This window comes from Corynebacterium sp. 21KM1197, from assembly GCF_033783015.1.
In the GTDB taxonomy this organism is placed as follows: Bacteria; Actinomycetota; Actinomycetes; order Mycobacteriales; family Mycobacteriaceae; genus Corynebacterium.
The window spans coordinates 1,508,360-1,535,059 of record NZ_CP123907.1 but is presented as its reverse complement, the minus strand read 5'-3'; the positions used below and the strand labels follow the sequence as shown (position 1 = coordinate 1,535,059).

Below are 26,700 nucleotides of genomic sequence, written 5' to 3'. Positions count from 1 at the left end.
GCTGGGCGAGGCTTGGTGAATAGTTTTTTATGACTAGGGACTGTGCAGAGCATTCTCTGGCCGTTGTTAAGTATGAGATTATATTGCGCTAAATATAAAAACTGCGTCATGTAATCAAAATGTCCCGTGTAGGTGCGGCGACTTTGAGGATTATTGAATGCATGCTCTTTTTATGGTATATTCCTCTGGGTTATTTTTATTAAATTACGTTACTGCTTATTTTCTATACAGGTTTAGGGCTGATTGGATATTGACTATATGTGGGTTGGCGATAATTTACCCAGCCCCCTGTGCTGTAGTAGCATTTTTCCGCGCGGTCTTTAATCCGTCCACCGATTTTCTGAAGTCATTATTTTTCATTTTCGTTTCTACTTTGGGGATTTGGTTATTTTTCTTGTCCGGTTTACTGCGAGCGGACTTCCCTCTGGGAAGAATGTTCGAGCCTAAATTTATCCGCCTGTGCTTATTGTCGTTATGTATCGTTCCGTTGGATAGGATTGGTAGGTGCATGATGTTTTTGAGGGGGAGGGGGAGGGGGTATGTGAGATCGGCATCTGCTCAGGCGCGATGGGTTAAACTTTCTGAACTCTCCAAGGAGTGTAAGTATGCGGATCTGGAGAGCTGTGAATGGATTGTGGAGGAATATAAATTTTACTACCGGGATCACGTGGAGTTGATTGATGGAAGGAATAGGAGAAGGAGGTAGTATAAGCCAGTGGGATTCCTGATGATGAAATTGTTTGATATTATTTATAGAACACGCCGGTGTGTGGCCATGCAATGTGGGATATCGGCCATGCGATGAATATAGCTGACGCCATCTCTCATAGTTTCCAACGAGCAAAATTTTCCATACCCGTAACGATCCTATATGGCAGCAAAGCCGATCATTGTCGGTTAATTTGGCAAGGCCCGGAGCGTCGGGTGCAAGAAAAACGCTAATAAAACCTCAGCCGCGTGGCGGTATCCTGCACCACGCGCACGTCGGATTCCTGCTGCCCGTACACCACGCGGGTGGTCAAAGCCACGGTGCCCTCGTGGGGTAGGGCCTCGTTGAGATTAAGCCGCAGGGTGCCGGTGCTGCTGGTATTGGCGTTCATCACGTCCAGCGTTTGATCTCCCGCAGCGGTTTCCGGTTGTCCCTCGGCCTCGCTATCAGTGCTATCAGAGGTGCCAGCAGAGCCTTCCGCCTCCGAGTCCCCCAAAGCCCCCGCAGTCTCAGGGGTCCCCTCATCACCGGACATCACCAGCGCCCCCTGCGCGGGCCGCTGCTGCACACTCACGTTCAGTTCCACGGCGTCGCCGTCGAGCGCGGTGAGCGTGTACGTGGTGGTTTGGAGCAGGGTGGCCTCCCCGGTTACGCGTGAGTCCACGCTCCACACGGCCCCCACGCCCACGGGCTCGTCGGGGAAGATCACCGGGAGGGAGAGAAGTTTCATCATGGCCTTTTCGATGAGCGCGCGGTTATCGTCATCGGCCTCGGTGGGGGCGGCGAGGTCCACGGTGCTTATTCGCCCGTTGGCGTCGCCCTGCCAGCCGAGGGTGAAGCCCTGGGTGCTTTCCAGGGCGGCGTTGGCCGAGGGATCAAAGGAGGTGGGCTTGCCCAGGGTGGTGTCCACGCGCCGCGTGGCTCCCTCGCCAGCGCCACTGCCAGCGTCACCACCATCGCCAGCGGCGTCACGAGAGTCAGAAGAAGCCGCGCTGCCCACCGCTTGCAGCGGCAGGGTGAGGGTTTCCGCGTCCTGCATGAGGGGAGCGTCCTGGGCGGCCTCGGGGGCCTGGACCTGCACGGCGTCGGCACGCATCACCTGCTGCTCGAAGCCGGAGGTAACGGCCACGCTGACCTGCTGTTCGGGGCGCTCGGCGGCGTATTCGAGGGTGCGGTGCGGGGCCGTGCCGGGGTTGTGCAGCAGCACGCGGGCGGGATCGACCTGGAGGGCCACGGGTGCTTCCACGTTCTCCGGGGTGTCCTCGGTGGAGCAGGCGCTGAGCACCAGGGTCGCGCCGAGCGCGGCGCTCAGCAGGGCGCGGCGGTAGCGGGGGGCGTCGATACGCGGGCGGGTGGGGGAGGGGAAGCCAAGTACACGCACGGTGTCTAACTTACCTTTTGGCTCCCGGGCGGGGTCCAGTGGTGCCCAGTGGTGCCCGGCGGTGGCGATGGGGAACAATGGAGGCCGTGACGCAGCGCGCAACGGAGAAGAAACGGCCCTTTGTGGTGTTTATGGCCGCCACGGTGGTCCTGGTGGGGGCGGTGGATCAGGTGGTCAAGGCGATCATGCTGGCCTGGCTGGAGCCGGGGGTGCCGCAGCCGGTGATCGGGGATTGGTTCCGGTTCCTGCTGCTTTTTAATCCCGGGGCGGCTTTTTCGATGGGCCAGAACTCCACGTGGTTGTTCACCTGCTTCCAGATCGCCTTTCTCATCGGCGTGGCGGTGGCGGCACCCAGGGTGCGGGATCGCTGGACGGCCCTGGGCCTGGCGCTGGTGGGCGGCGGTGCCCTGGGCAACCTCATTGATCGTCTTTTCCGGGAGCCGCAGTTTTTCCTTGGGCACGTGGTGGATTACATCTCCGTGGGGGGCTTTGCGGTATTTAATATCGCGGATGCCTGTATTAGCGTCGGTGTGGTGATCTTTATCATCGGTATGCTCTCGGAGGAGCGACGCGCCAAGGAGGTGGGCTGATGTCCAGGGAAGTTCGTAGCCTCCCCGTCCCCGAGGGGCTGGTGGGTATGCGTATCGACGCCGCCTTATCCAAACTCCTTGGCCTCTCCCGCAGCGCGGCGGCCGACCTCGCGGAGGCGGGGGACGTGCTCGTGGATGGCGCGGCGGTGGGGAAGTCCGCGCGGCTGCACGCGGGCAGCCTGCTGACGGTGACCCTGCCGGAGCCCGCGACCTCGGCGGAGCCCACGCCCGAGCACGTGGAGGGCATGGACATTCTGTATTACGACTCCGATGTGATCGCCGTGCACAAGCCGGTGGGGGTGGCCGCGCACCCCACGGTGGGCTGGGACGGCCCCACCGTGGTGGGTGGCCTGGCCGGGGCGGGATTCCGCATCTCCACCTCCGGCCCGCCCGAGCGGCAGGGCATCGTGCAGCGCCTGGACGTGGGTACCTCCGGGGTGATGGTGGTGGCGGCCTCCGAGCGGGGCTATTCCGTGCTCAAGCGCGCCTTTAAGGAGCGCACGGTAACCAAGACCTATCACGCGCTGGTGCAGGGCCACCCCGATCCCTTCACCGGGACTATCGACGCCCCCATCGGCCGCCACCCCTCCTCCGGTTGGCGCTTTGCGGTGACCACGGACGGCAAACCGGCGGTGACGCACTACGAGACTATCGAGGCATTCCCCGAGGCCACGCTGCTGGAAGTACACCTGGAAACCGGGCGCACCCACCAGATCCGCGTGCACATGTCCGCCATTCATCACCCCTGCTGCGGCGATCCGATGTACGGCTCGGACCCGGATCTGGCCCGCCGCCTGGGGCTGATCCGCCAGTGGCTGCACGCAGTGCGCCTGGGCTTTCATCACCCCGCCGACGGGCGCTGGATGGAGATCGAGGCCCCGTACCCGGCTGACCTGGAAGCCGCCCTGGAAAGGGTGCGCGCATGAGCGCCCGGGTGGCGCGCACGCTGCTGCCCTCCCTGGTGCTCGTGCTCTTTTTAGGCGGCGTGCTCCTCCTGGGCTCCTGGGCGCAATCGCGCGGGGAGGCTGCCCCGCCGTTGAACGGGGACTCCGTGGGAATAGAGGAGGAGGAATCCTACGCGGATTATCAGGCCCGCGCGGCGGCCAGCCTCAAGGCGGCCTCAGCGGAAGAACCCAGTTATGCTCTGGTGGTGTTCCGCGATTGGCTCGACCCCGAGCAGGCCGGTGACCTGGTAGAACCCCTGGCCCGGGTGAGCGCGGAGGTGGTGGACGCGGCCCACATCGCCCCGCTGCCGGAGCCGGTGGCTGGGGCCACCCGCGCCGAGGTCTTAAACCTGGGCATGGAGCGCACCCTGGCCGAGCACAGGAACGCCGAGCCGCGCCTGAGCGCGGTGGTGGTGCGCGATACCGGGGACGCGCTGCGGGAGTGGGCGGCGGAACACGAGGAATCTCTCACCGCAGTGGACGTGCTGCCTGCCGACGCCGTGTGGGGCTTCTTTGGCATCACGTTTACCCTGCCGATGGACCACGGCGGGGAGTAGCGGCGCGGCGGGTGCGGGTGGCGTCGGTGAGAAACACCGCTACCGCCACCCAGATGAGCACAAAGCCCACCCAGCGTTGCGGGGAGACGTGCTCGTTTACCACAAACAACGCCCAGAGCATCTGCATGGTGGGGGTGAGGTACTGCAACATGCCGATGGTGGAAAGCGTGATCACCTTGGTGGCGCGCGCAAAGAGCAGCAGCGGAATCACCGTGATCACCCCGGAGAGCACCAGGAGCGCCAGGTGACCGGGGCCGTTGCTTAGCGCGGTGCCCCGGCCGGTGGCCTCCAACCACCCCAGGTACCCCAGCGCCAGGGGAGCCAGCACTAAGGTCTCGGCGGCTAGGCCCGCCGCCCCGGAGACGGGAATCTGCTTTTTCAGCAGCCCATAGAACCCAAAGGTCAGGGCCAGGCCCAGCGCCAGCACCGGGGGCTGGCCGCCCACGAAGGTCAGCCACAGCACCGCCACCCCGGCCAGCAGCACTGCGATGAGTTGGAGGCGGCGCAGCCGCTCGCCCAGAATGAACACGCCCAGGAGTACGCTCACCAGGGGGTTGATGAAGTACCCCAGGGCGGCGTCTGCCACGTGCCCGGAATTGACCGCCACGATGTAAATCAGCCAGTTGGCGGCAATGAGCAGCCCCGCCGCCCCCATGCGCAGCCAGGTGGTGCGCCCGGCGCCGCGCAACTCGCCCCAGCCCCTGGTAACACCGAGTACCAGGGCCATGAGCGCGGCCGCCCAGATGATCCGGTGGGCCAGGATCTCCACCGCGCCGGCCGGTTCCAGGAGGGGGAAGAACGCGGGGAACAGCCCCCACAACAGATACGCCAGGACACCGTAGATCATGCGGTTACTGTAGTCCCTGGGTGGGGCGGGGGCGCGTCGGGAAGCCTTAAACCTGCCCCGTGCCTGCGGGAGGAGGGGGATTTGCCCTAGCGGATAGACTGAGCGGCATGGCCAAGAACTCCTCCTTTGTGCACCTGCATAACCACACGGAATACTCCATGCTCGACGGAATGGCCAAGGTGGACATGCTGGCCGAGGAGGTGTCCCGCCAGGGAATGCCGGCGGTGGGGATCACCGATCACGGCAACATGTTTGGCTCCAACGCCTTTTATCGCAAGATGGTGGAGGCCGGGATCAAGCCGATCATCGGCATCGAGGCGTACATGGCCCCGGAATCGCGCTTCAATAAGAACCGCGTGCGCTGGGGCGAGCCCCACCAGAAGTCCGATGACGTCTCCGCCTCCGGCGCGTACCTGCACCAGACCATGCTGGCGGAAAACGCCACCGGCCTGCGCAACCTCTTCTACCTCTCCTCGATGGCTTCCTACGAGGGCCAACTGGGCAAGTGGCCGCGCATGGATGCCGACCTCATCGCGGAGCACGCCGACGGCATCATCGCCACCACCGGCTGCCCCTCGGGGGACGTGCAAACCCGCCTGCGCCTGGGGCAATTTGATAAGGCCCTGGAGGCCGCCGCGATGTGGCAGGACATCTATGGCAAGGACAATTACTTCCTGGAACTCATGGATCACGGCCTGGACATTGAGACCAGGGTGCGCTCCGAACTCCTGGAGATCGGCCGCAAGCTCGGCCTGCCGCCCCTGGTGACCAATGACTGCCACTACGTGCTGCAATCCCAGTCCCAGCCGCACGAGGCCATGCTGTGCGTGCAAACGGGCAAGACCCTCCACGACCCGGATCGCTTCAAGTTCGGCGGCGATGGCTATTACATCAAGTCCGCCGCCCAGATGCGCGAGATCTGGGATGAGATGGTGCCCGATGGCTGCGATAACACCCTGTGGATCGCGGAGCGCGTGGGGGACTACGGCGAACTCTGGGAGGATCACCCGCACGATCGCATGCCGATCGCGGACGTGCCGGAGGGGGAGACGCCCACCTCCTGGCTCACCCACGAGGTGATGGCGGGCCTGCAAGAGCGCTTCCCCAACCAGGAGGTGCCGCAGGAATACATCGAGCGCGCCAAGTACGAGATCAGCGTGATCGACATGAAGGGCTACCCCTCGTACTTCCTCATCGTGGCGGAACTGATCAAGCACGCCCGCTCCGTGGGGATCCGCGTGGGGCCGGGCCGTGGCTCGGCCGCCGGTGCCCTGGTGGCCTACGCCCTGACGATCACCAATATCGACCCCATCGAGCACGACCTCCTCTTTGAGCGATTCCTCAATCCGGAGCGCCCCTCTGCCCCCGATATTGATATTGACTTTGACGATCGCCGCCGTGGCGAGATGATCCGCTACGCCTCGGACCGCTGGGGCGAGGACAAGATCGCCCAGGTGATCACCTTTGGCACGGTGAAAACCAAGCAGGCCATCAAGGACTCCGCCCGCGTGCAGTTTGGCCAGCCCGGCTACCAGATCGCGGATCGCATCACCAAGGCCCTGCCGCCGGCGATCATGGCCAAGGACATTCCCCTGGCCGGGATCACTGACCCCGAGCACGAGCGCTATGCCGAGGCCGGGGAGGTGCGCTCGCTCATCGAATCCGACCCGGATGTCAAGCAGATCTACGAGACCGCGCGCGGGCTGGAGGGCGTGGTGCGCCAGGCGGGCGTGCACGCCTGCGCGGTGATCATGGCCTCCGTGCCGCTGCTGGATCACATTCCCATGTGGAAGCGCGCGGCCGATGGCGCCCTGATCACCGGCTGGGACTATCCTGCCTGCGAGGCCATCGGCCTGCTGAAGATGGACTTCCTGGGCCTGCGCAACCTCACAGTGATCGGTGACGCCATCGAGAACATCAAGGCCAATCGCGGGGAAGAGGTGCTGCTGGAAACCCTGGAGACTGAGGACGAGGAGGTGTACAAACTGCTCAGCCGGGGCGATACCCTGGGCGTGTTCCAGCTCGATAGCGGCGGCATGCAGGAACTGCTCAAGCGTATGCAGCCCACCGGATTCAAGGACATCGTGGCCTCCCTGGCCCTGTACCGCCCCGGCCCGATGGGCGTGAACGCCCACTGGGACTACGCGGATCGCAAGAACGGCCGCAAGCCCATCACCCCCATTCACCCGGAATTGGAGGAGCCGCTGCGCGAGATCCTGGATGAGACGTATGGCTTGATCGTGTACCAGGAGCAGATCATGCGTATCTCCCAGAAGGTGGCCAATTACACCGCCGGTGAGGCCGATAACTTCCGCAAGGCGATGGGTAAAAAGAAGCCCGAGGTGCTGGCCAAACAGTACGAGAAGTTCGCCGGAGGCATGAAGGAGAACGGTTACTCCAAGGCCGCCGTGGACGCGCTCTGGGGCACCATCGAGCCCTTTGCCTCCTATGCGTTTAACAAGTCCCACGCCGCAGGCTACGGGCTGGTGTCCTTCTGGACGGCCTACCTCAAGGCCCACTTTGCCCCGGAATACATGGCGGCCCTGCTTTCCTCCGTGGCGGATAAAAAGGATAAATCCGCCATTTACCTGGCGGACTGCCGTCACCTGGGCATTAGGGTGCTCTCCCCGGACGTGAACGAGTCCCACAATGACTTCATGGCCGTGGGCGAGGACATTCGCTTTGGCCTGGGCGCGATCCGCAACGTGGGCAAGGACGTGGTGGATTCCATCGTGCGCACCCGCGAGGCCAAGGGCGCGTACAAGGACTTTGGCGATTACCTAGAAAAGATCGAGCTTTTGCCCTGCAATAAGCGCATCACGGAATCGCTGATCCGCGCCGGGGCCTTTGACTCCCTGGGCCTGCCGCGCAAGGGCCTGACCCTGATCCACGAGGACGCGGTGGACGCCGTGACGGCCACCAAGAAGGCCGCAGACAAGGGCCAGTTTGATCTCTTTGCCGGGCTGGGCGGCCAGGACGAGGCGATGGATAACGTCTTTGCCATCGAGGTGCCGGACGCGGAATGGGACCGCAAGCACAAACTGGCCCTGGAGCGGGAAATGCTGGGCCTATACGTCTCCGGGCACCCCCTGGACGGCTTCGAGGAGGCCCTGGCCGCGCAGACGGACACCGCGATCACCACCATTCTGGGCGGGGAACTGCGCCACGGCCAGGAGGTGACCATCGGCGGCATCATCTCCGGGGTGGATCGGCGTTTTTCCAAAAAGGACGGCTCCCCCTGGGCCATCGTCACGGTGGAGGATCACAACGGCGCGCAGACGGACCTGCTGGTATTTAACAAGGTCTACGCCCTGGTGAGTTCGCAGATCGTGGAGGACAACATCATTCTGGCCAAGGCGCACGTGTCCATCCGCGACGAGCGCACCAGCCTGTTCTGCGATGACCTCAAGGTGCCGGAACTCGGCGCGGGCAACGGCAGCGGCGTGCCGCTGCGCCTGACCATGCGCACCGATCAATGCACCCCCATCAACATCAAGAAGCTCAAGGACGTGCTGGTGGCCAACAGGGGAGAATCGGACGTGTACCTCAAACTGGTCAATGGGGAGGAATCCACCCTCATGATCCTGGGTGAGCACCTGCGGGTGGATCGTTCCGCCTCCCTGATGGGTGATCTCAAGGCCACGATGGGTACTGGAATCCTGGGTTAAAATCCCGTGCGCGCATGGCCGCTGCGATTACAGTGTGGCTATGCAGCGCAATGTTTCCGGGGAAAACCTTAGCCGCAACGAGCGCCTGGATCACCTGCCGCTTACCCCTAAACACAAGAAGATGCTGTGGGGCTCCGGCATCGGCTGGGCGCTCGACGCCATGGACGTGGGCCTCATCTCCTTCATCATGGCGGCCCTGGCCACCCACTGGGGCCTGAGCCACACCCAAACCTCCTGGCTGGCCTCCATCGGCTTCATCGGCATGGCCCTGGGCGCGACCTTGGGCGGGCTGCTCGCGGATAGGCTAGGCCGCAGGCAGGTCTTTGCCGCCACCCTGCTCGTCTACGGGCTGGCCACGGGGACCTCCGCCTTAGCGACGTCGCTTGTCGCACTCATGGCGCTGCGCTTCATCGTGGGCCTGGGTCTCGGCGCGGAACTCCCCGTGGCCTCCACGCTGATCTCGGAGTTCGCCCCGCGCCGCCTGCGCGGCCGTCTGGTGGTGCTCCTGGAAGCCTTCTGGGCGCTGGGGTGGATCGTGGCGGCGGCCATCGGGGCCTTTGTGGTTTCGGCCTCGGAGAGCGGCTGGCGCTGGGCGCTGGCCCTGGGGTGCGTGCCCGCGATCTACGCGCTGTACGTGCGGCTGCGGCTACCGGAATCGGTGCGCTTCCTCGAATCGCGGGGGCGGCACGAGGAAGCGGAGAAGATCGTGGCGGAGTTCGAGCGTGAGGCGGCGCTTATCGACGCCGCTCCGGTGAGCGGAGAAGAAGAGCGTTATGACGAGACGGCTGCGGGCGCACGCAGCATATGGGCCCCGGCCCTGCGCGGACGCACGGCGGCGCTGTGGGTGGTGTGGTTCTGCATTAACCTCAGTTACTACGGCGCGTTTATCTGGATTCCCTCCCTGCTGGTGGCCGATGGTTTTAGCCTGGTGAAGTCCTTTCAATTCACCCTGATTATCACCCTGGCCCAATTGCCCGGTTACGCGGTGGCGGCCTGGCTCATCGAGGTGTGGGGACGGCGGGCCACGCTCACGGTCTTTCTGGTGGGCTCGGCGCTTTCTGCTGGGTTATATGGTTACGCGGATTCCGTGGCGCTGATTATCCTGGCCGGGTGCCTGCTGAGCTTCTTTAACCTCGGGGCCTGGGGAGCGCTCTATGCCATTGGGCCGGAACTCTATCCCACGGCGGTGCGCGGGGCGGGCACCGGGGCGGCGGCCGGTTTTGGGCGCATCGCCTCGATCATCGCGCCGCTCATCGTGCCGCCGATCGTGGCCAGGTGGGGCACCGGGGCGCTCTTTGGGCTCTTTGGCGCGGCCTTTGTGGTCGCGGCGTTGGCAGCCTGGACGCTGCCGGAGCAGCGGGGGAGGGTGCTGGGGTGACCGAACCGATGACGGTGCATTTGCCGGAGGATATGCGGGAGCGTGTGGTGGGCATCGCGCGGATAGCGGATTGTTCTTCCGATGAGATTATCCGGAGGGCAGTGGAATATGGGTTAGACCGTGCAGAGTGGGAAGTACACATACTGGAACAAGTGCGCCAGATACGCAGCGGAGAGCAGAAAACTTTTAGTGTCGAGGAGATAGATGAGATGTTGGGGATTGCCGGGGAACCCGGAGAGGGTGCTCTCGAGGATATTCGCTGATTATCGGTGGTGTCCCTCGGTGGGTGTTATGTGATCGCGGAGATATTGCTCGATCACCACTCGGGTGTTCTTGAGGCAGTCGATCCGTTCCTCTATTGCCGTCAATTCCGTTTTTAGCTCTTGGCCAAATGCTTCTGTATAAGATTCAACGCGCTCGTTTCTTTCAAACTCTAAGACAAGCCGGGCGATGCGGGTGGACAGCCCCGATTTGATGAGGCTGCGCGCACGGATTGCTCTCTGAATCTGGTCGGTCTCATAGTCTCGGTAGCCGTTGGGGAGGCGGGATGAGGAGATGAGCCCCTTTTCCTCGTAGTAGCGCAGCATCCGCGTGGGCACGCTGCTGGCTTCTGAGAGTTCTCCAATTTTCACGGGCGGCTCCAGGGATTGGGAGTGAACTTGACATTGACATCAATGTAAAGGTTTATGCTCTGGGCTGTCAATCACCGGGCGGACGATGAAAGGAACCGGCTATGTCAAAGGCGAGGAGCGTCCCTAACCCATATCCCGTGCTGGCGGTGCTGGCTCTTGGTGGGTTTGCCATCGGGTGCCTGGAATTTATCACCCTTGGTCTGCTGCCTGAGATAGCGCAGGACCTCGTTCCTGGGTTATATGAGGAATCCACTGAGGCCGCTCTTGCCAGGGCCGGTTACCTGGCCACTAGCTACGCGCTGGGCGTTGTGCTGGGCACGGTGACGGTCTCGATGTGGGCGAATCGCTGGGAGCGGAGAACGGCTCTGGTTGGCTTACTCCTGGTGATCTCCCTGGCGGCGGTGGCCACGGCCTTTCTCCCGCATATTGAATTGGTCTTAGCCGCAAGATTCCTCTCGGGGCTTCCGCACGGGGCGTATTTTGGCGTGGCCTCTGTGGTGGCGGCAGAGGTGATGGGGCCTGGTCGCCGTTCCGCAGGTATTTCCCTCGTTCTTTCCGGCCTCACCTTGGCCACGCTCGCGGGAGTGCCCGGTGCCACGGCTCTTGGGCAGGCCATAGGTTGGCGCAATGCGGTGGCCTTGGTGGGGATTCTCCTGGTGGTCACCGCAGCTTTGGCGCTGATCGTCGTTCCTCGGCAAGCCGGAAATCCGAATTTTTCCGTTCGGAGTGAGTTTGCGCATCTAAAAAATGGTCTTGTGTGGGTAACACTTGCGATTAGCGCGATTGGCTTTGGCGCATTGTTTGCCATCTATACCTATGCCTCGACGTTCACCACTGAGGTGGCGGGCTTATCGGCACCGGCGGTGCCCTGGGCACTGGCAACCCTGGGGGTGGGAATGTTCGTGGGGAACCTTCTGGGCGGTTTTATTGCGGATAAAAGCGTGCCGGTGGCCATGTACGGGGGTTTTGGGGCCGTGATTTGTGCTTTGCTCGTGATGCTTCTGGTGGCGTCGAATCCCGTGGGGCTCTTTGTATCTTTCTTCCTCGTGGGTGCTGCCGCGATGTCATTATCACCCACAACCCAAACCCGCATGGTCGATGTGATGCCGCAGGGGCAAGCTCTCGCCGGATCGCTCAACCAGGGCGCCATCAACATGGGCAATAGCATGGGGGCGCTTTTGGGCGGCGCGGCCGTCTCCGCTGGGCTGGGCTACACGTCACCGGCCTGGGTGGGGGTGGCGCTCGCCATCGCGGGTGGCCTCATGGCAACTGCGAGTTTTTCGTTGGAAAAGAAAACCCGCCGCCGCTCGTAGTTCAAGGTGGCGGCGGGCGATCACGGGAGCGGTGGGAACCCTGCTTTTACACCCCCGCGCGCTCCACGCCGTGCAGCTCGGAGTCCTGCGCCAGGCCCTCGCCCTGGTACACCTCGGTGCTGCGCGGGCTGTGGGTGGTGGTGTACTCCGCGAAGGAGAGCACCAGGCCACCGAGCACGGAGTCGGAGGGCTCGCCGGTGAAGGTGCCGTGATAAGCGCCGTTCACCACGGCCCACCACTTGGGTCCGGTGGCGCGGTCGTAGAGCATGCGGGAGAGCGGGTGGGGCACCAGGGACTCGTTCTCCGCCAGAGCAAAGAGCACCGGCTTGGTGGTGGCGGGGGAGGCCAGGCCAAAGTCCGCCGGGCCGGGGTTCACGGCCACCACGCCGGTGACGTGGAAGTTATTGTCTCCGGCGGCGTGCGCGCCCTGCTCCAGGGTCTCGGAAACGCGCACCACGGCCCCGCCACCGGCGGAGTGGCCCACCAGGGTGGTCTGGGAGGTGTCGATCTTGCCGAAGAGCGGGGAGGAGGCATCCTGGTTGGCGGCGATGGTCTCCGCGGCGGCGCGCTCCACCTGGTAGCCAAACCAGTTCACAAAGGAGTAGCCCAGGGCCACCACGTAGCCGTGGGAGGCATAGAGTTCGGCCTGGCGGGAAACCAGGCCCGGCTCGGCACCGATGCCGGGGCTGAGGATCACCAGGGGAGCCTTGTCCATCGCGGCGATGTCGGCGGGGTAGATGAACTTGCTGCCCACGGGGGATTCCTCGCCAGCCGGGAAGGTGTCGTAGCAGGGGGCACCGCCGGGCACGCCGTGCTGGAAGCGCAGGATCTGGTTGTACACGGAGAACACCAGGTCGGTGCACTCGTGGGTTTCGTCGGTAGCCGCCACCGGGTGCGGGCCGCGCTGGCCGAAGGTGGTGCGGATGGCCCCGGCGGGCTCGTTGTAGGGGGCGGTGGCGACGATGCCGGTGCTGCCCTGGGCGGCGAGGTCCTCCGGCACGGGCAGGGTGATGTTGCGTTCCAGGTTGGGAATATCGCTGGAGGAGGGGGCGGCCTGAGCAATGCCAGGGGTGACGAGGGTGGCGGCGAGGGCAAGGCCCAGCGTGCCCAGTGCGGTGCGCTTCATGGACATATAACCTTTCCTGATAAAGGATTGACTAAAACAATATAAGTGAGGGGTAGGCGAAGATACTAAAGTGACCACCCGTATGGAGGTGGCATGCAAGCGGCTAGAATCCGTGTGCATGAGTAGCACGCCGATCCATGCCTCGGATATTCAGTTGGCCCAGGCGAGGATTTCCTCCGCGATCGCACACACCCCGCTGCAATACTGCCCCCGCCTCTCCGAGGCCACGGGCGCGCAGGTGTACCTCAAGCGGGAGGACTTGCAGGACGTGCGCTCCTACAAGATTCGCGGCGCGATGAACGCCATTAGCCAATTAAGCCCGCAGGAGCGCGCGGCGGGGATCGTCGCGGCGTCGGCAGGCAATCATGCGCAGGGCGTGGCCTATGCCTGCAAGACCTTTGGCATCCAGGGCAAGATCTTTGTGCCCAACCAAACGCCTAAGCAGAAGCGGGATCGGATTCGGGTGCACGGTGGCGACGCCGTGGAACTCGTGGTCACCGGGGATAGCTTCGACGAGGCGGCCCAGGCCGCGCGTGCCGACGCCGCCGCGCGCGGGGCCACCGTGGTCGAGCCCTTTGACAACCGTTCCACCATCATCGGGCAGGGCACGGTGGCCGCCGAGGTGCTCTCTCAACTCACAGCGGAGGGGAAGTCCTTAGACACCATCGTGGTGCCCGTGGGCGGGGCGGGGCTGCTCTCCGGGGTGCTCAGTTACGTGGCGGACATGGCCCCGCGCACCGCCGTGATGGGGGTGGAGCCGCGCGGCGCGGCCTCCCTGCAAGCGGCCATACGTAACGACGCCCCGGTGACCCTGGACGCCGTGGACCCCTTTGTGGACGGCGCGGCCGTCAAACGCCTGGGCGATTTGAACTGGGAGGTCGTGGAGGCCAATCTCTCCCGCCTGCACGCGATGGACGTTTCCGAGGGCTCCGTGTGCACGGAGATGCTGGACCTCTACCAAAACGAGGGGATCATTGCGGAACCCGCCGGGGCGCTTTCCGTGGCGGCGCTGCGGGAACTAAACCTCCAGCCCGGCGAGGTGGTGGTGTGCATTATCTCCGGGGGCAATAACGACGTGCTGCGCTATAACGAGGTGATGGAGCGCTCCCTGGTGCACCGGGGGCTCAAGCACTACTTCCTGGTGAACTTCCCCCAGGAACCGGGGCAGTTGCGGCACTTTTTGGAGGAGGTGCTGGGCGAGGGCGATGACATCACCCGCTTTGAATACCTCAAGCGCAACAATAGGGAAACCGGCACCGCCCTGGTGGGCCTGCAACTCAGCGCCGCCGCCGATCTGGAGCCCCTGCTGGGGCGCATGGATACCTCCCGCCTGGATTGCCGCCAACTCCACCCCGGCAGCCCGGAATACGAGTTCCTGATCTAAGCGCCATGTACCTCCGTCCCGCCGATCAGACCATCACGCACACGATGGAAATCAAGCGCTCCCGCTTTATCACCCACATCGCCAGGGTCACCGATGAGGCCTCGGCCCGCGCCTTTGTGGACTCCGTGCGCGCGGCCTTTCCCGACGCCCGCCACCATTGCAGCGCCTACCTCTACCACGTGGAGGGGGCCAACCCGGTGGAGCGCTCCTCCGACGACGGCGAGCCCTCCGGCACCGCCGGAACCCCCATGCTGGAACAACTGCGCGGCTCGGGCATGCTCGACATCGCCGCCGTGGTGGTGCGGTACTTCGGCGGAATCAAGCTCGGAGCCGGGGGCCTGGTGCACGCCTACTCCAACTCCGTGGGCGAGGCCCTGCCCCTGGTCACCCGCACCCGGCGGGCGCGTAAGGAACTCTGGCGGCTCGACCTGCCCCACGCCCAGGCCGGGCGCTACGAGGCGGAATTGCGTGCCAGGGGAATCACCGTCACCGACGTGGAATACGGGGAGCAGGTGCGCCTGACCCTGGCCACCGACCCCGGGGCCGGGGAGGAACTGGCGCACACGATCAGCGCGGTGACCTCCGGGCAGGCGTCCCCGCAGGAGGCGGGCAGCACCTGGGTGGAGGAGTAGGAGCGCTCGGCTCGGTGCGTTGGCCGCGATGCGCGGCGGCTGCGGGATGGGGGAACGGTAAACTGGCCGCCATGACTATGCAGCCCCGCCCGGATAACCCCATCGAGGCCCGCAAACAGGACGTCCGCCACCACCTGCGCAGCATGCTCGTGTGGGCCAGCGGCGGCGCGGTGGCGAGCCTCGGCGTGATCGTCTTTGCCACGCAGATGTGGTGGCTGATGGTGGTGATTATGGGGATCACCCTGGTGGCCTCGCTGTATCACCGGAAGAAGATCCGGGAGATCGTGAATTACAAGGACGCGGACTAATGCCGCAGCCGGGAACCGTGCCCGAGGCCGGGCCCGTGCGTATCGACGCCTGGGTGTGGGCCGTGCGGCTGCTCAAAACCCGCTCGGAGGCGGCCACCGCCTGCCGCGCCGGGCACGTCAAGATCAACGGGGAGAGCGTGAAGCCCTCTCAGCAGGTGGTGTCCGGGGATCGGGTGCGCGTGTGGGCGCATCACCGGGAGGTGGACGTGGAGGTCACCGCCACCGTGCGCAAACGGGTGGGGGCGGCGGTGGCCACACAGTGCTATGTGGATCACACTCCGCCGCCCCCACCCAAGGAGGCATTTATCCGCCTGCCGCAGCGCGATCGCGGCAGCGGGCGGCCCACCAAAAAGGAGCGCCGCCAGCTTGACCGGCTGCGGGGGCGGAATTAGGCGAAATTAGAGGCCAAACTGGCGCAGCAGCTCGGTGAGGCTCAGGCCCCACACGTGGATGAAGTCGGAGATGCGCTCGGAGGTGGTAAAAAGAGCGGTCATGGTAGTGCCTTTCTGTATATGGATATGAGGGGAATCCACCACCATCGTAGTGGTTTATCGGGAGGCTATTGAGCGCCACGCAGGGCCTTGAGCCTGCGGGCGAGCCTTTGCGGGCGCTGTTCGGCCCGGTTACCGCTGTTTCCGGTTAGTTCGATGTGCTCCCGCCCGTAGCGGTACAGCAGCAGATCGTCGATGATGCGCACCTGGCTGGGCCGGTAGCGGTACTTCATGGCCGCGCGCACGGCCTGAATATCGGACTCCTGCAATAACTCCCGCAACTGCGCCACCTTGGTGATGCCGTGGGCGCTGAGCAATTCCTGCAACCAGCGGTAGTGATCGGAGCGCGAGCGCGGGAAACGCGATTCCACCAGCACCGCCAGCACGCCGGGCAGGGTCTCCGCGGTGAGTTCCACCTCGTCCCCGGCCTCTACCTGGCTGCCCTTGAGGGCGGCGATCTGGTCAAACTGCTGATCCGCCAGCTCGATTAATCCCGCCGCCAGGGTAAAGGCGCGATCCACCTGGGGGTCGAGATGATCGGTGCCGCTCTTATAGCGAATATCGTGCTCAAATTCCGCCCAGGCGTGTTGGAGCACCGTGCGCACCTGCACCTCAAAGACCATGCCGCGATAGTCCTCCAATTCATCGGAGTCCTCCTCCACCCGCAGCACCAGGTGATGGGAGCCGTAGCCAAAGTCCCCGGCCACCTTGGTCTCGGCGGCCTTGTCCACGGAGCGCAGCACCTCAAAGGACTGCCCCAGTACGTTGATGGCCACCGGGATCTCCGTGGAGTGGAAGGTGGTGATCCGCACCCCGATGAGGTCGTGGATATTCTGCCACGGCTCCGGGTAGAGGGGCTTGCCACCGGCGGTGCGCTTGCGGGCCTTGGCCTTGAGGGAGGGCCAGGACTTGATGCGGGCTACCACGCGGTCATAGGTCACGCCGGCGTCGGAGAGCAGTTCCTCGATGGTGTCGATGAAACGATCGGCGGCGTCGGGGTGGGAGCGAACCCACTCGTGGTACGTGGTGCCCAGGCGGGCGATGACGGTATCGGGCATGGTGCTGCTCATGCTACCCCTGCGGGCGGGAATGACCCACGCTTCTTCCCACAGAACCGGGGAACAAGGTGGGAAAGCCATGCCGATACCCAATGGGGTGGGCGCACAGGCGCACCGGGATTACCGAGAGATCCACCTCGGTGCCCTGCGGGGCGGCGAGCAGAATATCCGGGCGTGGGGCGAAGTACCAGGGCTGCGCCCCGCTGCCGAGGGAGGTGAGGTGACGGTGCAAGACGGTGAAGGGATAGGGGTGAGCCAGCCAGGCGGTGGCGGGGGAGCCGGGGCAGTCCACCTGCCATACCGGCTGCCCCCGGAAATGCGGGTGCAGGGCGGAGGCCGCCCTGGTGCGAAATTGCGTGCCCTGGGTGCGCTGCGCGGTGGAGAGCAATTGCGCCGCCGATCTATCCCACGCCTGGTGCAGGCTCATGCCCAGGGCGGCGATGTCATCGTGAGCGGCGGGCTGTTCTCCCAGGAATAACCCGGAGGCAAAGTCCCGGGAGAGCATGATGGCCGCCGGGGCGCGGCCATAGGCCTCATCGAGCAGCGGCCCCTCCTCGCTCTGCCGCAGCAGGAGGGAGGGGCGCAGGAGCAGGGGCGGGGAGGCAAGAGCGATGGTCATGGCGAGGCCAGCCTTTCCGGGGTGGGAGATGTGCTGTGTTTCTCCCTTAGACTCCGCCCACCGGCCCTGCGGTTCCCCTGCTTCCCCGCGTGGGAAAGTCCCTTAAAACGGCGGCTGCTCGTTGAGCCCCAGGGCCGCCAACAATTCCTCCTGCGACCAGATCTCTATGGGCTGGCCCTGGGCCTGAAGTTCCTCGGCGCGCTTGTGCTTGGAGGTCTTGGTGGTCCATGCCCCGGTGACCAGCACCGTGGTTTTCTTAGTCACGTTCTTGCCGATGCGCGCGCCCTGATCCGCTATCCGCTGCCACAGCGTGCCCTTATCAAAGGGCTCAAACTCCCCGGAGAGGGTGACGTGGTGGCCAAAGAGTAGGCCGTCCGGTGCGGCGTTCGGATTGGGCTCGGGAATGACCTCCGGGGTGGATACCGCCTGCCAGTTGGCCCGGCGCTTGCCGGAGTTCTTCTTCGAGTCGCCCTTGCGGGTATCCGCACCAGCAGACTCCGTCTCCGCCCGCTGGGCCTCCAAAGCCTCGCGCACCTTCTCGGGGGAACCCAGATCGCGCTGTTGCAGGGCAATGCCCGCCCCGGTGCGGTCCTTGAGTACGGGGAATACCCGCTGGGAATCCACGGTTCCCAGGGTAAAGCCCTGGGAGTGGATAAAGCCCAGGGCGGAACCGGCCCACCCGTGGCGCGCGGCCAGGGCTACCGCGATGGCCCCGCAGGCGCGGGCGTCGGCTAGGGCGTCGTGGTGCTGATCCAGCGGCACCCCCAGGGCGGCGGCCACGGTGGGCAGGCGATGATTGACCACGGAGAGTTCGCGGCGGCCCTGTGCTCGGGAGAGTGCCAGGGTGCAGCCAAAGTGCAGCGTGGGGGCACTGATCCCGGCGGCGGCGCAGGCGCGGTGCAGCGCGGTGGCGTCGAACTGCGCGTTATGCGCGATGAAGGGCAGATCACCCAGGAACTCTGCGATCTGCGGGAGACATTCGGCAAAGGTAGGTGCCTGGGCCACGTCCCGCTCGGTGATGCCGTGCACGCCCACGTTGGTGGGGTGAAAGCCGGGCACGGGGGGCTGGCACAACCAGGTCTGGGCGGCGACCTCCGCGCCGTCGATAAAGCGCACCGCGCCCACCTGGCAGATGGAACCCCAGTCGGCGTTGGCGGTTTCCACGTCCAGGGCCACGAAGTCCAGGCCGGGGACGCGCAGCCCCTCCGTGGCGGGGTTCTCGCCGCGCAGGGCGGCGGAGAGGGTCTGCTCGCACAGCCGAGCCTGGGTCTCCTGGTGCGGGGCAAAGCGCACCCGTACCTCCGGCTGCGGCCCGCGCAGATCCACCCAGCCGCCCAGGTAGGCGGTGGGGGAGTGCAGGTCCACGGATTCGATCTGGTCAAGCGGTATCGCGCGCTGCGCAGTCCCGGATAAGGCGGCCGCGAGGTCGGAGTAGGTAATGAGTACCTCGTCCTGGGTGACAGTTACCTGGGCGCCATGAGCCGGAATCACGTGGGGAAACCTATCCTTTCAGACCAGACCTGCGGGGCGGGCCGGTGCGGCCCATGCGGGATAGCCTACTCGGCGTCCGCCACGGTCAGACGAGCGCGCCGGTACTGGGGGTTTTCCACCTCATCGAGCAGAGCCACCGCAAAGGTACCGGCGCTGACGAAGCCCCCGGCGGGAGTGGTGGTGGAGGTGAGGTAGGAAGCGGCGGCGGGGCCGGGGGCGATCTCCGGGGAGGGGGCCAGCATGGTCCAGTCCAGGTTCTCCGGGGCCTGGCGGTACAGATCCAGGATCTGCACGAAGGCGCGGGCCTCCGCCTTGTAATCCTCGGGGAACTCCGGGGTATCCACCAGCAGCGTTCCCTCCGGAGTAGAGAGGCCGCCCGCGCCGCCAACCGCGACGATGCGGGTGGCCGGGGCGGCGGCGATCAGGTTGCGGTGGGCCTCCACGATGAAGTCCGCCTCCCCGGTTTCGCGGTTGATCGGGACGGTGACCACCAGGGCGTCGGCACCCTGCGCGGCGTTAAGCAGCGCCTGCGTATCGCTGACATCCCCCGCGCGGTACTCCACGCCGTCGATCTGCTTCTCCGGGGCGGGCACGCTGCGGGACAGGCCGATGACCTCGTGGCCTCGGGAACGGGCCTCGGCGGCCACGGCGGAACCGACCATGCCGGTGGCGCCCATGATGACGATGCGAGACATAGGATCTCCTTGGGAAAACTCAGGGGACAGTTGTACTTCTTGTAAACCATGCAGCACGGCCGTTATTCCCTGGACAAAAAATTCCTCCGCGCTGGCCTCGGGGCGCTCCTGCGCTGGGTCCCCGGTGATCTCCCGCAACTGCCGCTGCGCCTGCTCCAGGGTGGCCGAGCCGAGCACAAAGGCCAGAAACGTCCGCGAGGTCACCGCGTCCCCGCCGAGCACGCGGCGCCCCGCCGCCACCACCTCCGCGTGCAGGGCGGGCATGGAAAGCCCCGCCGTGACGATCTCCGCGCCGTCGCGGTGGGCCAACAGGCAGGAGCGCACCAACCGCGCGTACTCCACGGGGTCGGCGCGGGCGGTTTCTATCGCGGGGGCAAGAATGTGCCTGGCCAGCATCTCCAGCAGGCGCTGCTTGCTCTCCACGTGCCAGTACAGCGCGCCGGGCGTGACGCTCAGGTGCCGGGCCAGACGGCGCATGGAAAGATCCGCGAGGCCATAGCGATCCACGATGTCCAGGCTGGCGGTGATGAGGGCTTCGCGGTGAAGGTGCACCCTGTCAGCCTAGGCGTATCTGCTTATCGACGCCCCGGTGGTGTCAGAAGCCTTTGGCGGGTGCGCGGCGCGCGGCCTGTAACGCCGGGCCGAGGGCCTAGCGATAATGCTTGGTAGAGTGACAGCAGTGAGACGGCATTACTGCCGCTGAGATTGCTGAGAACACAGCCGCTTGAAACCACATAAGGAGATGGAACCCCGTGGTGAACTTTTCCGCTTCCACCAAAGTCCTGATTGCCGCCCTCGTGGCCACCCCGCTCGTGCTCAGCGGGTGCAGCAAGGATTCGGAGGATTCCACGGAGACGTCCGCGGCGGCCAGCAGCGTGGCGGCCTCGGGCACGGCGGCTCCCTCGCAGGCCCCCAGCGGGGAACCCGCCCCGGCCAGCACCGCTCCCGCCACCCAGGCACCCGACCAGATCACCCCGGTGCCGCAAACCGCCCCTCCGGCGGGGGTGCAGGCGCAGAATAACGCCCAGGGTGAGCAGCAGAACCAGGCGCAACCCGCCCCGGAGCAGGCCCCCCAGCCCGCCCCGGCCGGTGATAATGGCCTGCCCATTGCCACCGTGGCCCCCATTCCCGGCGGTCAGCCCGCCAATGGCCAGGACGCGGAGGCGATCCGCACGCTGGTCACCGGCTTCAACAATGAGACCTCCATGCGCCGCAAGATGGAGTACCTGCCGCAGCACACCTGCTCCCGCGTGATCCAGGAAAACGGCGGGCCCGAGGCCTTTGACTTCTCCGCGATCCCGGACGTGAACCTCAACGACATGCCCGGTGGTGAGCAGTACGACTCCTCCGTGACCGAGGTGCGTGACATCATGGTGGACGGCGATCAAGCCTCCGCCACCGTGGTGGCCACTTCTAACGGCGCGCCCTCGGAGGCCACGCAGCGCTTTACCCGCGAGAACGGCGCGTGGACGTTCTGTAACTAAATGCCGGTGCGAATGCGCGAGGCGCTCAGCGCGGCCAGCGGCGTGCTGGCGCTGAGCGCGCTTCTATTTCTTATCGCGGGCCTGCTGTGGGGAATGATTTACCCCAGCCATCGCGGAACGCTGGTGGAGGGCGGCGCCGTGGCCGTGGAACCGGCTCAGGGCGTGGAGTTTCGCTCCTGGCTGTGGCTGGTGCTGGGCTCGGGATTGCTCGCCAGCGTGCTGGCCGTGGGGGTATTCCTGCGCTCGCCGCGCAGCAGGGGATTGCTCATGCAGATCTGGTTGGGGCTTATGGCCGGTGCCGGAACTGTGGGTGCTTATGCGGTGGGGGTATCGCTGGCCCGGTGGCGCGTGCCGATGCCCGATCCCGCCGCGCTGAGTCCCGGCGCGGAGGTGGAGATCCTGAGCATGGTGGGGCTGGGTGCTCCCATCTCCCTGGTATTCCCGGCCTTTATGGCGGTGCTGGCCTATTGGAGCTGCATGGTGGTGAGCCCCGACGGCGCTCCGGGCCCAGCGGGGCAGGAGATGGCGGCTCGGGGCGAGGCGGGCGGAAGTGCTGAGTCCTGGAGTGCTGTGTCCCGGAGCGCGGAGTCCCAGGACACAGCCTCGGAAACATCGGCCACGGCGGGATATTACAATCAGGGGGCAGAAAAACGCCCCTGACGGAAAGCAGAGCGCCCTCCCATGATGCAACGTATTGATCTCACTGGCGGCCAACCCACCATCTCAGAACTGCGCCGCCGGTTGCCCCGGGGGCGGACCGATGTCGCGGCGGTCTCCGAGACGGTAGCCCCCATCATCGCGGAGATCAGGGAGCGCGGCGCGCAGGCCGCCCTGGATTACGGCGAGCGCTTTGACGGCGTGCGCCCGCAGGCGGTGCGCGTTCCGCAGGAGGCGATCGACGCCGCCGTGGCCGCCACCACGGAGGAGGTGCAGGCGGCGCTCACCGAGGCCATTGCGCGGGTGCGCCGGGTACACGCGGATCAGATTCCCTCCCCGCACACCACGGAACTCGGCCCCGGCGCGCGGGTAATCGAGCGATTCCTGCCCATCGAGCGGGTGGGGTTGTACGTGCCCGGCGGCAAGGCCGTGTACCCCTCCAGCGTGATTATGAATGTGGTTCCGGCCCAGGAGGCCGGGGCGGAATCCCTGGTGGTGGTCTCCCCGCCGCAGGCCGAGCACGGCGGCTGGCCGCACCCCACGATCCTGGCTGCCTGCGCGTTGCTGGGCGTGGAAGAGGTGTGGGCCGTGGGCGGCGCGCAGGCCGTGGCTCTCATGGCCTACGGGGACGATGAGGCGGGCCTGGTGCCGGTGGACATGATTACCGGCCCCGGCAATATCTTTGTCACCGCCGCCAAGCGCCTGGTGCGCGGGGTGGTGGGCACGGATGCGGAGGCCGGCCCCACCGAGATCGCCATTGTGGCCGATGAGAGCGCGGACCCGGTGTATTTGGCCTATGACCTGATCAGCCAGGCGGAGCACGATCCCCTGGCCGCCAGCGTGTTGATCACCGATTCCCCGGCCCTGGCGGACGCGGTGGAAAGGGAGGTGGAGCAGCGCTACACCGTCACCGCCAATGCCGAGCGCGTGGCGGAGGCCCTGCGCGGGGAGCAATCCGGGATCGTCTTGGTGGATTCCCTTGAGGTGGCCCTGCGCACCGCCGATGCCTATGCCGCGGAGCACCTGGAGATTCACACCCGCCAGGCGGAGGCCGATGCCGAGCGTATCCGCCACGCCGGGGCGATCTTCGTGGGGCCCTATTCCCCGGTGCCGCTGGGCGATTATGCGGCGGGCTCCAATCACGTCTTGCCCACCTCGGGCACCGCGCGGTTTAATCCGGGGCTGTCCACCCACACCTTCCTGCGCCCGGTGAACACCATCGTGTATGACCGCGCGGCGCTGGAGCAGATTGCCCCCACGATCATCACCCTGGCCGACGCGGAACTGCTTCCGGCCCACGGTGAGGCGATCCGCGCCCGCTTCGATTCCGAGGGAAAGTGAGGACCCCATGACCACACGCGATTATGACGCGGCGACGGTGGCCCCCGAGGTGACCCTGGCGGATGTGCCGCTGCGCGAGGAATTGCGCGGCAAGCACGCCTACGGCGCGCCGCAGTTGAACGTGCCGGTGCAGTTGAACACCAATGAGAACCCCTATCCGCCCTCCCCGGCGCTGGTCGAGGAGATCACCCGGCGCGTGCGCGATCTTTCGGGGAGCCTCAACCGATACCCGGATCGTGATGCCACCCAGTTGCGCCGCGCCCTAGCCGCCTACGTCAGCGCCCAGACCGGCACGGAGGTCAGCGTGGATAACCTGTGGGCGGCCAATGGTTCCAATGAGGTGTTGCAACAGTTGCTTCAGGCCTTTGGCGGGCCGGGGCGCACCGCGTTGAGCTTTAGCCCCAGTTATTCCATGCACCCGATCCTCAGCGAGGGCACGCAAACCACCTGGTTGAGCGTGCCGCGCGACGCTCAATTCCAGATCGACATGGACGCGGCCCTAGAGGTGTTGCGGGAGCGCCGCCCGGAGGTGGTGTTTATCACCACCCCGAATAATCCCACCGGCTCGGTGCTGCCGCTGGCCGATGTGCGCCGCCTGGTGGAGCAGGCACCCGGCATCGTCATCGTGGACGAGGCGTACATGGAGTTCTCCGAGTCCCCCTCGGCGGTGAGCCTGGTGGCGGAGTACCCCACCAAGGTGGTGGTTTCCCGCACCATGTCCAAGGCCTTTGACTTTGCCGGGGGCCGCTTGGGCTACCTGGTGGCCGCCCCCGCGATGATTGAGGCGATCATGCTGGTGCGCTTGCCGTATCACCTCTCCACGCTGAGCCAGGTGGCCGCCGTGGCGGCCCTGGAGCACGCCGAGGAGACCCTGGCCACGGTGCGCAAGATCGTGGCGGAGCGCGAGCGCGTGGCGGCCGCGCTGGCAAAGATGGGGGCCGTGGTGGTGCCGAGCGAATCGAACTTCCTGCTCTTTGGCGGGGTGGCGGAAGCGGCGTCCACCTGGCAGCAGTTCCTGGATAGGGGAGTGCTGATTAGGGACGTGGGCATCGCCGGGCACCTGCGGGTGACCATCGGCACCCCGGAGGAAAACGACGCCTTCCTGCAAGCGGCGCGGGAGATCTTTGGTGGCTAAGGCTGCGCCACCCCATGAGAGCGCCCACCTCATCAGAAAGGACCAACACAGTTATGTCCCAGCGAATCGGCCGCGCCGAGCGCGCCACCAGCGAATCCCAGATTTCCGTGGAGATCAACCTCGACGGCACCGGCACCTCCCGGATCAGTACCGGCCTGCCCTTCTTCGACCACATGCTCACCGCCTTTGCCACCCACGGCTGCGTGGACCTTACGGTGCAGGCCAAGGGTGATATTGAGGTGGATGCCCATCACACGGTGGAGGACACCGCCATCGTGATGGGCAAGGCCATCGCCCAGGCCCTGGGCACCAAGGCGGGAATCCGCCGCTTTGGCTCCCAACAGTTGCCGATGGACGAGGCCCTGGTGGAGGCCGTGGTGGATATTTCCGGCCGCCCGTATTTTGAGATGCGCGGAGAGCCGGAGCACATGGTGCACCAGATCATTGGCGGACATTACGCCACGGTGATCAACCGGCACTTCTTTGAAACCCTGGCCTTCCATTCCCAGATCACTCTGCACCTGGTGTGCCACTACGGGCGCGATCCGCACCACATTACGGAGGCCGAGTACAAGGCCGCCGCCCGCGCCCTGCGCCAGGCCTGGGAGCCCGATCCCAGGGTGACGGACATTCCCTCCACCAAGGGGGCGCTCTAGCATGGAGACGTGGATGGCCGCCGCACAGGAGGCGGGAGGCACGAATAACTGGTTCATCTACCTCATGTTTGCGGTGGCGGGCGTGCTGGTGGGCGGGACGTGGTCGGCCTACCAAAACGGGGCTAAGAAACTCACCATCGTGTGTGGTATCCTCGCAGCTCTCGCACTCGCGGGAGCGATACTGTGGCTGATTGGAGGAATGACTAAGTGACGTACCAGGGGCGTGACCATCGCACCGAGCAGCGGAAGAACACGGAGAAAACCCCGCTCACCAGCGTATGGCAGGCCCCTGGATATATTCCCACCCTCGTGGCGGTGGCCTGTGCCTTTGGCTCGTGGTCGCTGCTGCTCCCCGTGGTGCCCTCGGCGGTGTTGGATTCTGGCGGTGGCGATCTGCTGGCCGGGGCCACCACCGGCATCTTCATGGCGGCCACGGTGCTCACCCAGATGTGTACCCCGGCGTTGCTGCGGCGCGTGGGCTATAACCCCGTGATGGTGGCCTCCGCGCTCATGCTGGGGGTGCCCTCCCTGGGATACGTGATGGGCATGGACGCCGTGCCCGCCCTGCTGTTCTCCGCCCTGCGCGGGGTGGGCTTTGGGGCGCTCACGGTGGCGGAATCGGCCCTGGTGGCGGAGTTGGTTCCGGTGCGCTTCCTGGGCAAGGCCTCGGGCATGTTGGGAGTGTTCATCGGCTTAGCGCAGATGGTTTTTCTTCCCTTGGGCCTCGCCCTGGCGCACACGTCGCTGGGGTATCCGGGCGTGTACGTGATCGCGGCCGTGGTGGGCGTGTTGGCGGGGGTGATGTGCCTGCGTATTCCCAGGATCAAGGCGTCGGGCGCGGCCCCGGCGGAGCCCTCGGAGGCCGGAAAGGAGGCCCGAGAGGAGCAACAAACCCGCCCGCTGCCCGCGGTATCCACCTGGAAGCTGGTCACGGTGCCCGCCCTGGCCGTCACGAGCATCTCCATGAGCTTCGGGGCGGTGTCCTCCTTCTTGCCCGCCGCCGTTAAGGCCCTGGACGCGGAACTGGGGGCGCTGCTGGCGGGGTTCATGCTCTCCATCGTGGGCGGGGCCTCGATGATATTCCGATACTTCTCCGGCATGATCGCGGATCGGCGCGGTACCCCGGGGGATCTAATGATCCCGGGCCAGATTCTGGCGGGTCTGGGCGTGGCGCTCACCGCCGCCGTGCTCATGGCGGAGGGCTCGGTGTGGTGGCTGGTGCTGGGGGCCGTGGCCTTTGGCGGCGGTTTTGGGGTGGTGCAAAACGAGGCGCTGCTTTCCATGTTCCTGCGCCTGCCGAGGTCTAAGGTTTCCGAGGCCTCCGCGATCTGGAATATCGCCTATGATTCCGGCACCGGGGCGGGTTCCTTCTTGCTCGGCGCGGTGGCGGCGCGCGCGGCGTATTCCGGGGCCTTTGCCACGGCGGCGGCGCTGATCGCGGTGGGGATCGCGCTCACGGCGGCGGACGCGATCGCCGGGCGGCACCGCCTCGTGGAGTATCACAACACCCGCGCGCGCCTGCGGCAGATTCCGGCGGCGCGGCGGGCGTGGCGGCTGGTGCGGCGGCGTCGATAAGCGTCGATGAGCGCAGTAGAATGATCCGC

The 26,700-nt window shown here is 65.5% G+C and carries 26 protein-coding genes; 18 read left to right on the top strand and 8 right to left on the bottom strand.

Annotated features, from left to right (window positions below; genetic code table 11):
- Positions 1-938 precede the first annotated feature (938 nt).
- Positions 939-2,090, bottom strand: a complete 1,152-nt coding sequence (locus tag OLW90_RS07445) for a hypothetical protein (protein WP_319649463.1) — start codon at positions 2,088-2,090, stop codon at positions 939-941.
- Between the two features lie 77 nt (positions 2,091-2,167).
- Here OLW90_RS07445 and lspA point away from each other — a divergent pair, with 77 nt between their 5' ends.
- From lspA to OLW90_RS07430, 3 genes are read left to right on the top strand one after another with little or no spacing between them, the layout of a single operon-like run.
- Complete coding sequence (lspA, locus tag OLW90_RS07440; protein WP_319649462.1) at positions 2,168-2,680, top strand: signal peptidase II; 513 nt, start codon at positions 2,168-2,170, stop codon at positions 2,678-2,680.
- Positions 2,680-3,606 (top strand): RluA family pseudouridine synthase, encoded by a 927-nt coding sequence (locus tag OLW90_RS07435; RefSeq protein ID WP_319649461.1) that lies wholly within the window; start codon positions 2,680-2,682, stop codon positions 3,604-3,606. Before lspA ends, OLW90_RS07435 begins: the two co-directional genes overlap by 1 nt.
- Positions 3,603-4,181, top strand: coding sequence for a hypothetical protein (locus OLW90_RS07430; protein ID WP_319649460.1), 579 nt, complete (start codon positions 3,603-3,605; stop codon positions 4,179-4,181). The genes OLW90_RS07435 and OLW90_RS07430 overlap by 4 nt, the downstream gene beginning before the upstream one ends.
- Here the strand turns inward: OLW90_RS07430 and rarD are convergent.
- Positions 4,150-5,028, bottom strand: a complete 879-nt coding sequence (gene rarD / locus OLW90_RS07425) for an EamA family transporter RarD (RefSeq protein ID WP_319649459.1) — start codon at positions 5,026-5,028, stop codon at positions 4,150-4,152. The genes OLW90_RS07430 and rarD overlap by 32 nt on opposite strands.
- Before the next feature lie 107 nt (positions 5,029-5,135).
- On the opposite strand from rarD, the gene dnaE reads away from it, so the two are divergent.
- Genes dnaE through OLW90_RS07410 form a run of 3 tightly spaced genes read left to right on the top strand, consistent with a single transcriptional unit; the run spans position 5,136 to position 10,337 of the window.
- Positions 5,136-8,696 carry a DNA polymerase III subunit alpha gene (gene dnaE, locus OLW90_RS07420; RefSeq protein WP_319649458.1) on the top strand — a complete coding sequence of 1,187 codons (3,561 nt, stop codon included), beginning with the start codon at positions 5,136-5,138 and terminating at the stop codon, positions 8,694-8,696.
- A 40-nt stretch (positions 8,697-8,736) separates the two neighbouring features.
- Positions 8,737-10,074: an MFS transporter gene (locus tag OLW90_RS07415; protein WP_319649457.1), complete on the top strand. Its 1,338-nt coding sequence runs from the start codon at positions 8,737-8,739 to the stop codon at positions 10,072-10,074.
- Positions 10,071-10,337: a hypothetical protein gene (locus OLW90_RS07410; RefSeq protein ID WP_319649456.1), complete on the top strand. Its 267-nt coding sequence runs from the start codon at positions 10,071-10,073 to the stop codon at positions 10,335-10,337. The genes OLW90_RS07415 and OLW90_RS07410 overlap by 4 nt, the downstream gene beginning before the upstream one ends.
- On the opposite strand, the gene OLW90_RS07405 is transcribed toward OLW90_RS07410, so the two are convergent.
- A complete protein-coding gene (locus OLW90_RS07405) occupies positions 10,338-10,706 on the bottom strand; it encodes a MerR family DNA-binding transcriptional regulator (protein WP_319649455.1) in 369 nt (122 codons plus the stop codon).
- Between the two features lie 101 nt (positions 10,707-10,807).
- Between OLW90_RS07405 and OLW90_RS07400 the strand changes: the two genes are divergently transcribed.
- Positions 10,808-12,019, top strand: coding sequence for an MFS transporter (locus tag OLW90_RS07400; protein WP_319649454.1), 1,212 nt, complete (start codon positions 10,808-10,810; stop codon positions 12,017-12,019).
- A 46-nt stretch (positions 12,020-12,065) separates the two neighbouring features.
- On the opposite strand, the gene OLW90_RS07395 is transcribed toward OLW90_RS07400, so the two are convergent.
- On the bottom strand, positions 12,066-13,145 hold the full coding sequence (locus OLW90_RS07395) for an alpha/beta hydrolase (RefSeq protein WP_319649453.1): 1,080 nt from the start codon (positions 13,143-13,145) through the stop codon (positions 12,066-12,068).
- Between the two features lie 118 nt (positions 13,146-13,263).
- Here OLW90_RS07395 and ilvA point away from each other — a divergent pair, with 118 nt between their 5' ends.
- From ilvA to OLW90_RS07375, 4 genes are all read left to right on the top strand, one after another.
- Positions 13,264-14,529: a threonine ammonia-lyase IlvA gene (ilvA, locus tag OLW90_RS07390; protein ID WP_319649452.1), complete on the top strand. Its 1,266-nt coding sequence runs from the start codon at positions 13,264-13,266 to the stop codon at positions 14,527-14,529.
- Positions 14,530-14,534: 5 nt separating this feature from the next.
- On the top strand, positions 14,535-15,161 hold the full coding sequence (locus tag OLW90_RS07385) for a YigZ family protein (protein ID WP_319649451.1): 627 nt from the start codon (positions 14,535-14,537) through the stop codon (positions 15,159-15,161).
- 71 nt (positions 15,162-15,232) lie between these two features.
- Positions 15,233-15,469 (top strand): hypothetical protein, encoded by a 237-nt coding sequence (locus OLW90_RS07380; protein ID WP_319649450.1) that lies wholly within the window; start codon positions 15,233-15,235, stop codon positions 15,467-15,469.
- Positions 15,469-15,861, top strand: coding sequence for an RNA-binding S4 domain-containing protein (locus OLW90_RS07375; protein ID WP_319649449.1), 393 nt, complete (start codon positions 15,469-15,471; stop codon positions 15,859-15,861). Before OLW90_RS07380 ends, OLW90_RS07375 begins: the two co-directional genes overlap by 1 nt.
- A 167-nt stretch (positions 15,862-16,028) precedes the next feature.
- On the opposite strand, the gene OLW90_RS07370 is transcribed toward OLW90_RS07375, so the two are convergent.
- From OLW90_RS07370 to OLW90_RS07355, 4 genes are all read right to left on the bottom strand, one after another.
- Positions 16,029-17,018 (bottom strand): GTP pyrophosphokinase family protein, encoded by a 990-nt coding sequence (locus OLW90_RS07370; RefSeq protein ID WP_319651852.1) that lies wholly within the window; start codon positions 17,016-17,018, stop codon positions 16,029-16,031.
- A gap of 13 nt (positions 17,019-17,031) precedes the next feature.
- On the bottom strand, positions 17,032-17,637 hold the full coding sequence (locus OLW90_RS07365; RefSeq protein ID WP_319649448.1) for a hypothetical protein: 606 nt from the start codon (positions 17,635-17,637) through the stop codon (positions 17,032-17,034).
- Positions 17,638-17,739: 102 nt separating this feature from the next.
- Positions 17,740-19,128 (bottom strand): exonuclease domain-containing protein, encoded by a 1,389-nt coding sequence (locus OLW90_RS07360; protein WP_319649447.1) that lies wholly within the window; start codon positions 19,126-19,128, stop codon positions 17,740-17,742.
- A gap of 65 nt (positions 19,129-19,193) precedes the next feature.
- Complete coding sequence (locus OLW90_RS07355) at positions 19,194-20,375, bottom strand: NAD(P)H-binding protein (RefSeq protein ID WP_319649446.1); 1,182 nt, start codon at positions 20,373-20,375, stop codon at positions 19,194-19,196.
- Positions 20,376-20,575: 200 nt separating this feature from the next.
- On the opposite strand from OLW90_RS07355, the gene OLW90_RS07350 reads away from it, so the two are divergent.
- The 7 genes from OLW90_RS07350 to OLW90_RS07320 are packed head-to-tail and all read left to right on the top strand — an operon-like array spanning position 20,576 to position 26,671.
- Positions 20,576-21,307, top strand: coding sequence for a hypothetical protein (locus OLW90_RS07350; protein WP_319649445.1), 732 nt, complete (start codon positions 20,576-20,578; stop codon positions 21,305-21,307).
- On the top strand, positions 21,308-21,967 hold the full coding sequence (locus tag OLW90_RS07345) for a hypothetical protein (RefSeq protein WP_319649444.1): 660 nt from the start codon (positions 21,308-21,310) through the stop codon (positions 21,965-21,967).
- 21 nt (positions 21,968-21,988) lie between these two features.
- Positions 21,989-23,305: a histidinol dehydrogenase gene (hisD, locus tag OLW90_RS07340; RefSeq protein ID WP_319649443.1), complete on the top strand. Its 1,317-nt coding sequence runs from the start codon at positions 21,989-21,991 to the stop codon at positions 23,303-23,305.
- 7 nt (positions 23,306-23,312) lie between these two features.
- Positions 23,313-24,440 (top strand): histidinol-phosphate transaminase, encoded by a 1,128-nt coding sequence (locus OLW90_RS07335; RefSeq protein WP_319649442.1) that lies wholly within the window; start codon positions 23,313-23,315, stop codon positions 24,438-24,440.
- Positions 24,441-24,493: 53 nt separating this feature from the next.
- Positions 24,494-25,096, top strand: coding sequence for an imidazoleglycerol-phosphate dehydratase HisB (gene hisB, locus OLW90_RS07330; RefSeq protein WP_319649441.1), 603 nt, complete (start codon positions 24,494-24,496; stop codon positions 25,094-25,096).
- A 1-nt stretch (position 25,097) separates the two neighbouring features.
- Positions 25,098-25,307 (top strand): hypothetical protein, encoded by a 210-nt coding sequence (locus tag OLW90_RS07325; RefSeq protein WP_319649440.1) that lies wholly within the window; start codon positions 25,098-25,100, stop codon positions 25,305-25,307.
- Positions 25,304-26,671: an MFS transporter gene (locus OLW90_RS07320; RefSeq protein ID WP_413464461.1), complete on the top strand. Its 1,368-nt coding sequence runs from the start codon at positions 25,304-25,306 to the stop codon at positions 26,669-26,671. The genes OLW90_RS07325 and OLW90_RS07320 overlap by 4 nt, the downstream gene beginning before the upstream one ends.
- The last annotated feature ends 29 nt before the right edge of the window (positions 26,672-26,700 follow it).

What these genes read in the sequence shown, in the direction of transcription:
- lspA (WP_319649462.1), top strand. Translation starts at nt 2,168, where the DNA reads ATGGAGGCCGTGACGCAGCGCGCAACGGAGAAGAAACGGCCCTTTGTG.
- OLW90_RS07435 (WP_319649461.1), top strand. Translation starts at nt 2,680, where the DNA reads ATGTCCAGGGAAGTTCGTAGCCTCCCCGTCCCCGAGGGGCTGGTGGGT.
- OLW90_RS07430 (WP_319649460.1), top strand. Translation starts at nt 3,603, where the DNA reads ATGAGCGCCCGGGTGGCGCGCACGCTGCTGCCCTCCCTGGTGCTCGTG.
- rarD (WP_319649459.1), bottom strand. Translation starts at nt 5,028, where the DNA reads ATGATCTACGGTGTCCTGGCGTATCTGTTGTGGGGGCTGTTCCCCGCG.
- dnaE (WP_319649458.1), top strand. Translation starts at nt 5,136, where the DNA reads ATGGCCAAGAACTCCTCCTTTGTGCACCTGCATAACCACACGGAATAC.
- OLW90_RS07415 (WP_319649457.1), top strand. Translation starts at nt 8,737, where the DNA reads ATGCAGCGCAATGTTTCCGGGGAAAACCTTAGCCGCAACGAGCGCCTG.
- OLW90_RS07400 (WP_319649454.1), top strand. Translation starts at nt 10,808, where the DNA reads ATGTCAAAGGCGAGGAGCGTCCCTAACCCATATCCCGTGCTGGCGGTG.
- OLW90_RS07395 (WP_319649453.1), bottom strand. Translation starts at nt 13,145, where the DNA reads ATGAAGCGCACCGCACTGGGCACGCTGGGCCTTGCCCTCGCCGCCACC.
- ilvA (WP_319649452.1), top strand. Translation starts at nt 13,264, where the DNA reads ATGAGTAGCACGCCGATCCATGCCTCGGATATTCAGTTGGCCCAGGCG.
- OLW90_RS07385 (WP_319649451.1), top strand. Translation starts at nt 14,535, where the DNA reads ATGTACCTCCGTCCCGCCGATCAGACCATCACGCACACGATGGAAATC.
- OLW90_RS07380 (WP_319649450.1), top strand. Translation starts at nt 15,233, where the DNA reads ATGACTATGCAGCCCCGCCCGGATAACCCCATCGAGGCCCGCAAACAG.
- OLW90_RS07375 (WP_319649449.1), top strand. Translation starts at nt 15,469, where the DNA reads ATGCCGCAGCCGGGAACCGTGCCCGAGGCCGGGCCCGTGCGTATCGAC.
- OLW90_RS07370 (WP_319651852.1), bottom strand. Translation starts at nt 17,018, where the DNA reads ATGCCCGATACCGTCATCGCCCGCCTGGGCACCACGTACCACGAGTGG.
- OLW90_RS07365 (WP_319649448.1), bottom strand. Translation starts at nt 17,637, where the DNA reads ATGACCATCGCTCTTGCCTCCCCGCCCCTGCTCCTGCGCCCCTCCCTC.
- OLW90_RS07345 (WP_319649444.1), top strand. Translation starts at nt 21,308, where the DNA reads ATGCCGGTGCGAATGCGCGAGGCGCTCAGCGCGGCCAGCGGCGTGCTG.
- hisD (WP_319649443.1), top strand. Translation starts at nt 21,989, where the DNA reads ATGATGCAACGTATTGATCTCACTGGCGGCCAACCCACCATCTCAGAA.
- OLW90_RS07335 (WP_319649442.1), top strand. Translation starts at nt 23,313, where the DNA reads ATGACCACACGCGATTATGACGCGGCGACGGTGGCCCCCGAGGTGACC.
- hisB (WP_319649441.1), top strand. Translation starts at nt 24,494, where the DNA reads ATGTCCCAGCGAATCGGCCGCGCCGAGCGCGCCACCAGCGAATCCCAG.
- OLW90_RS07325 (WP_319649440.1), top strand. Translation starts at nt 25,098, where the DNA reads ATGGAGACGTGGATGGCCGCCGCACAGGAGGCGGGAGGCACGAATAAC.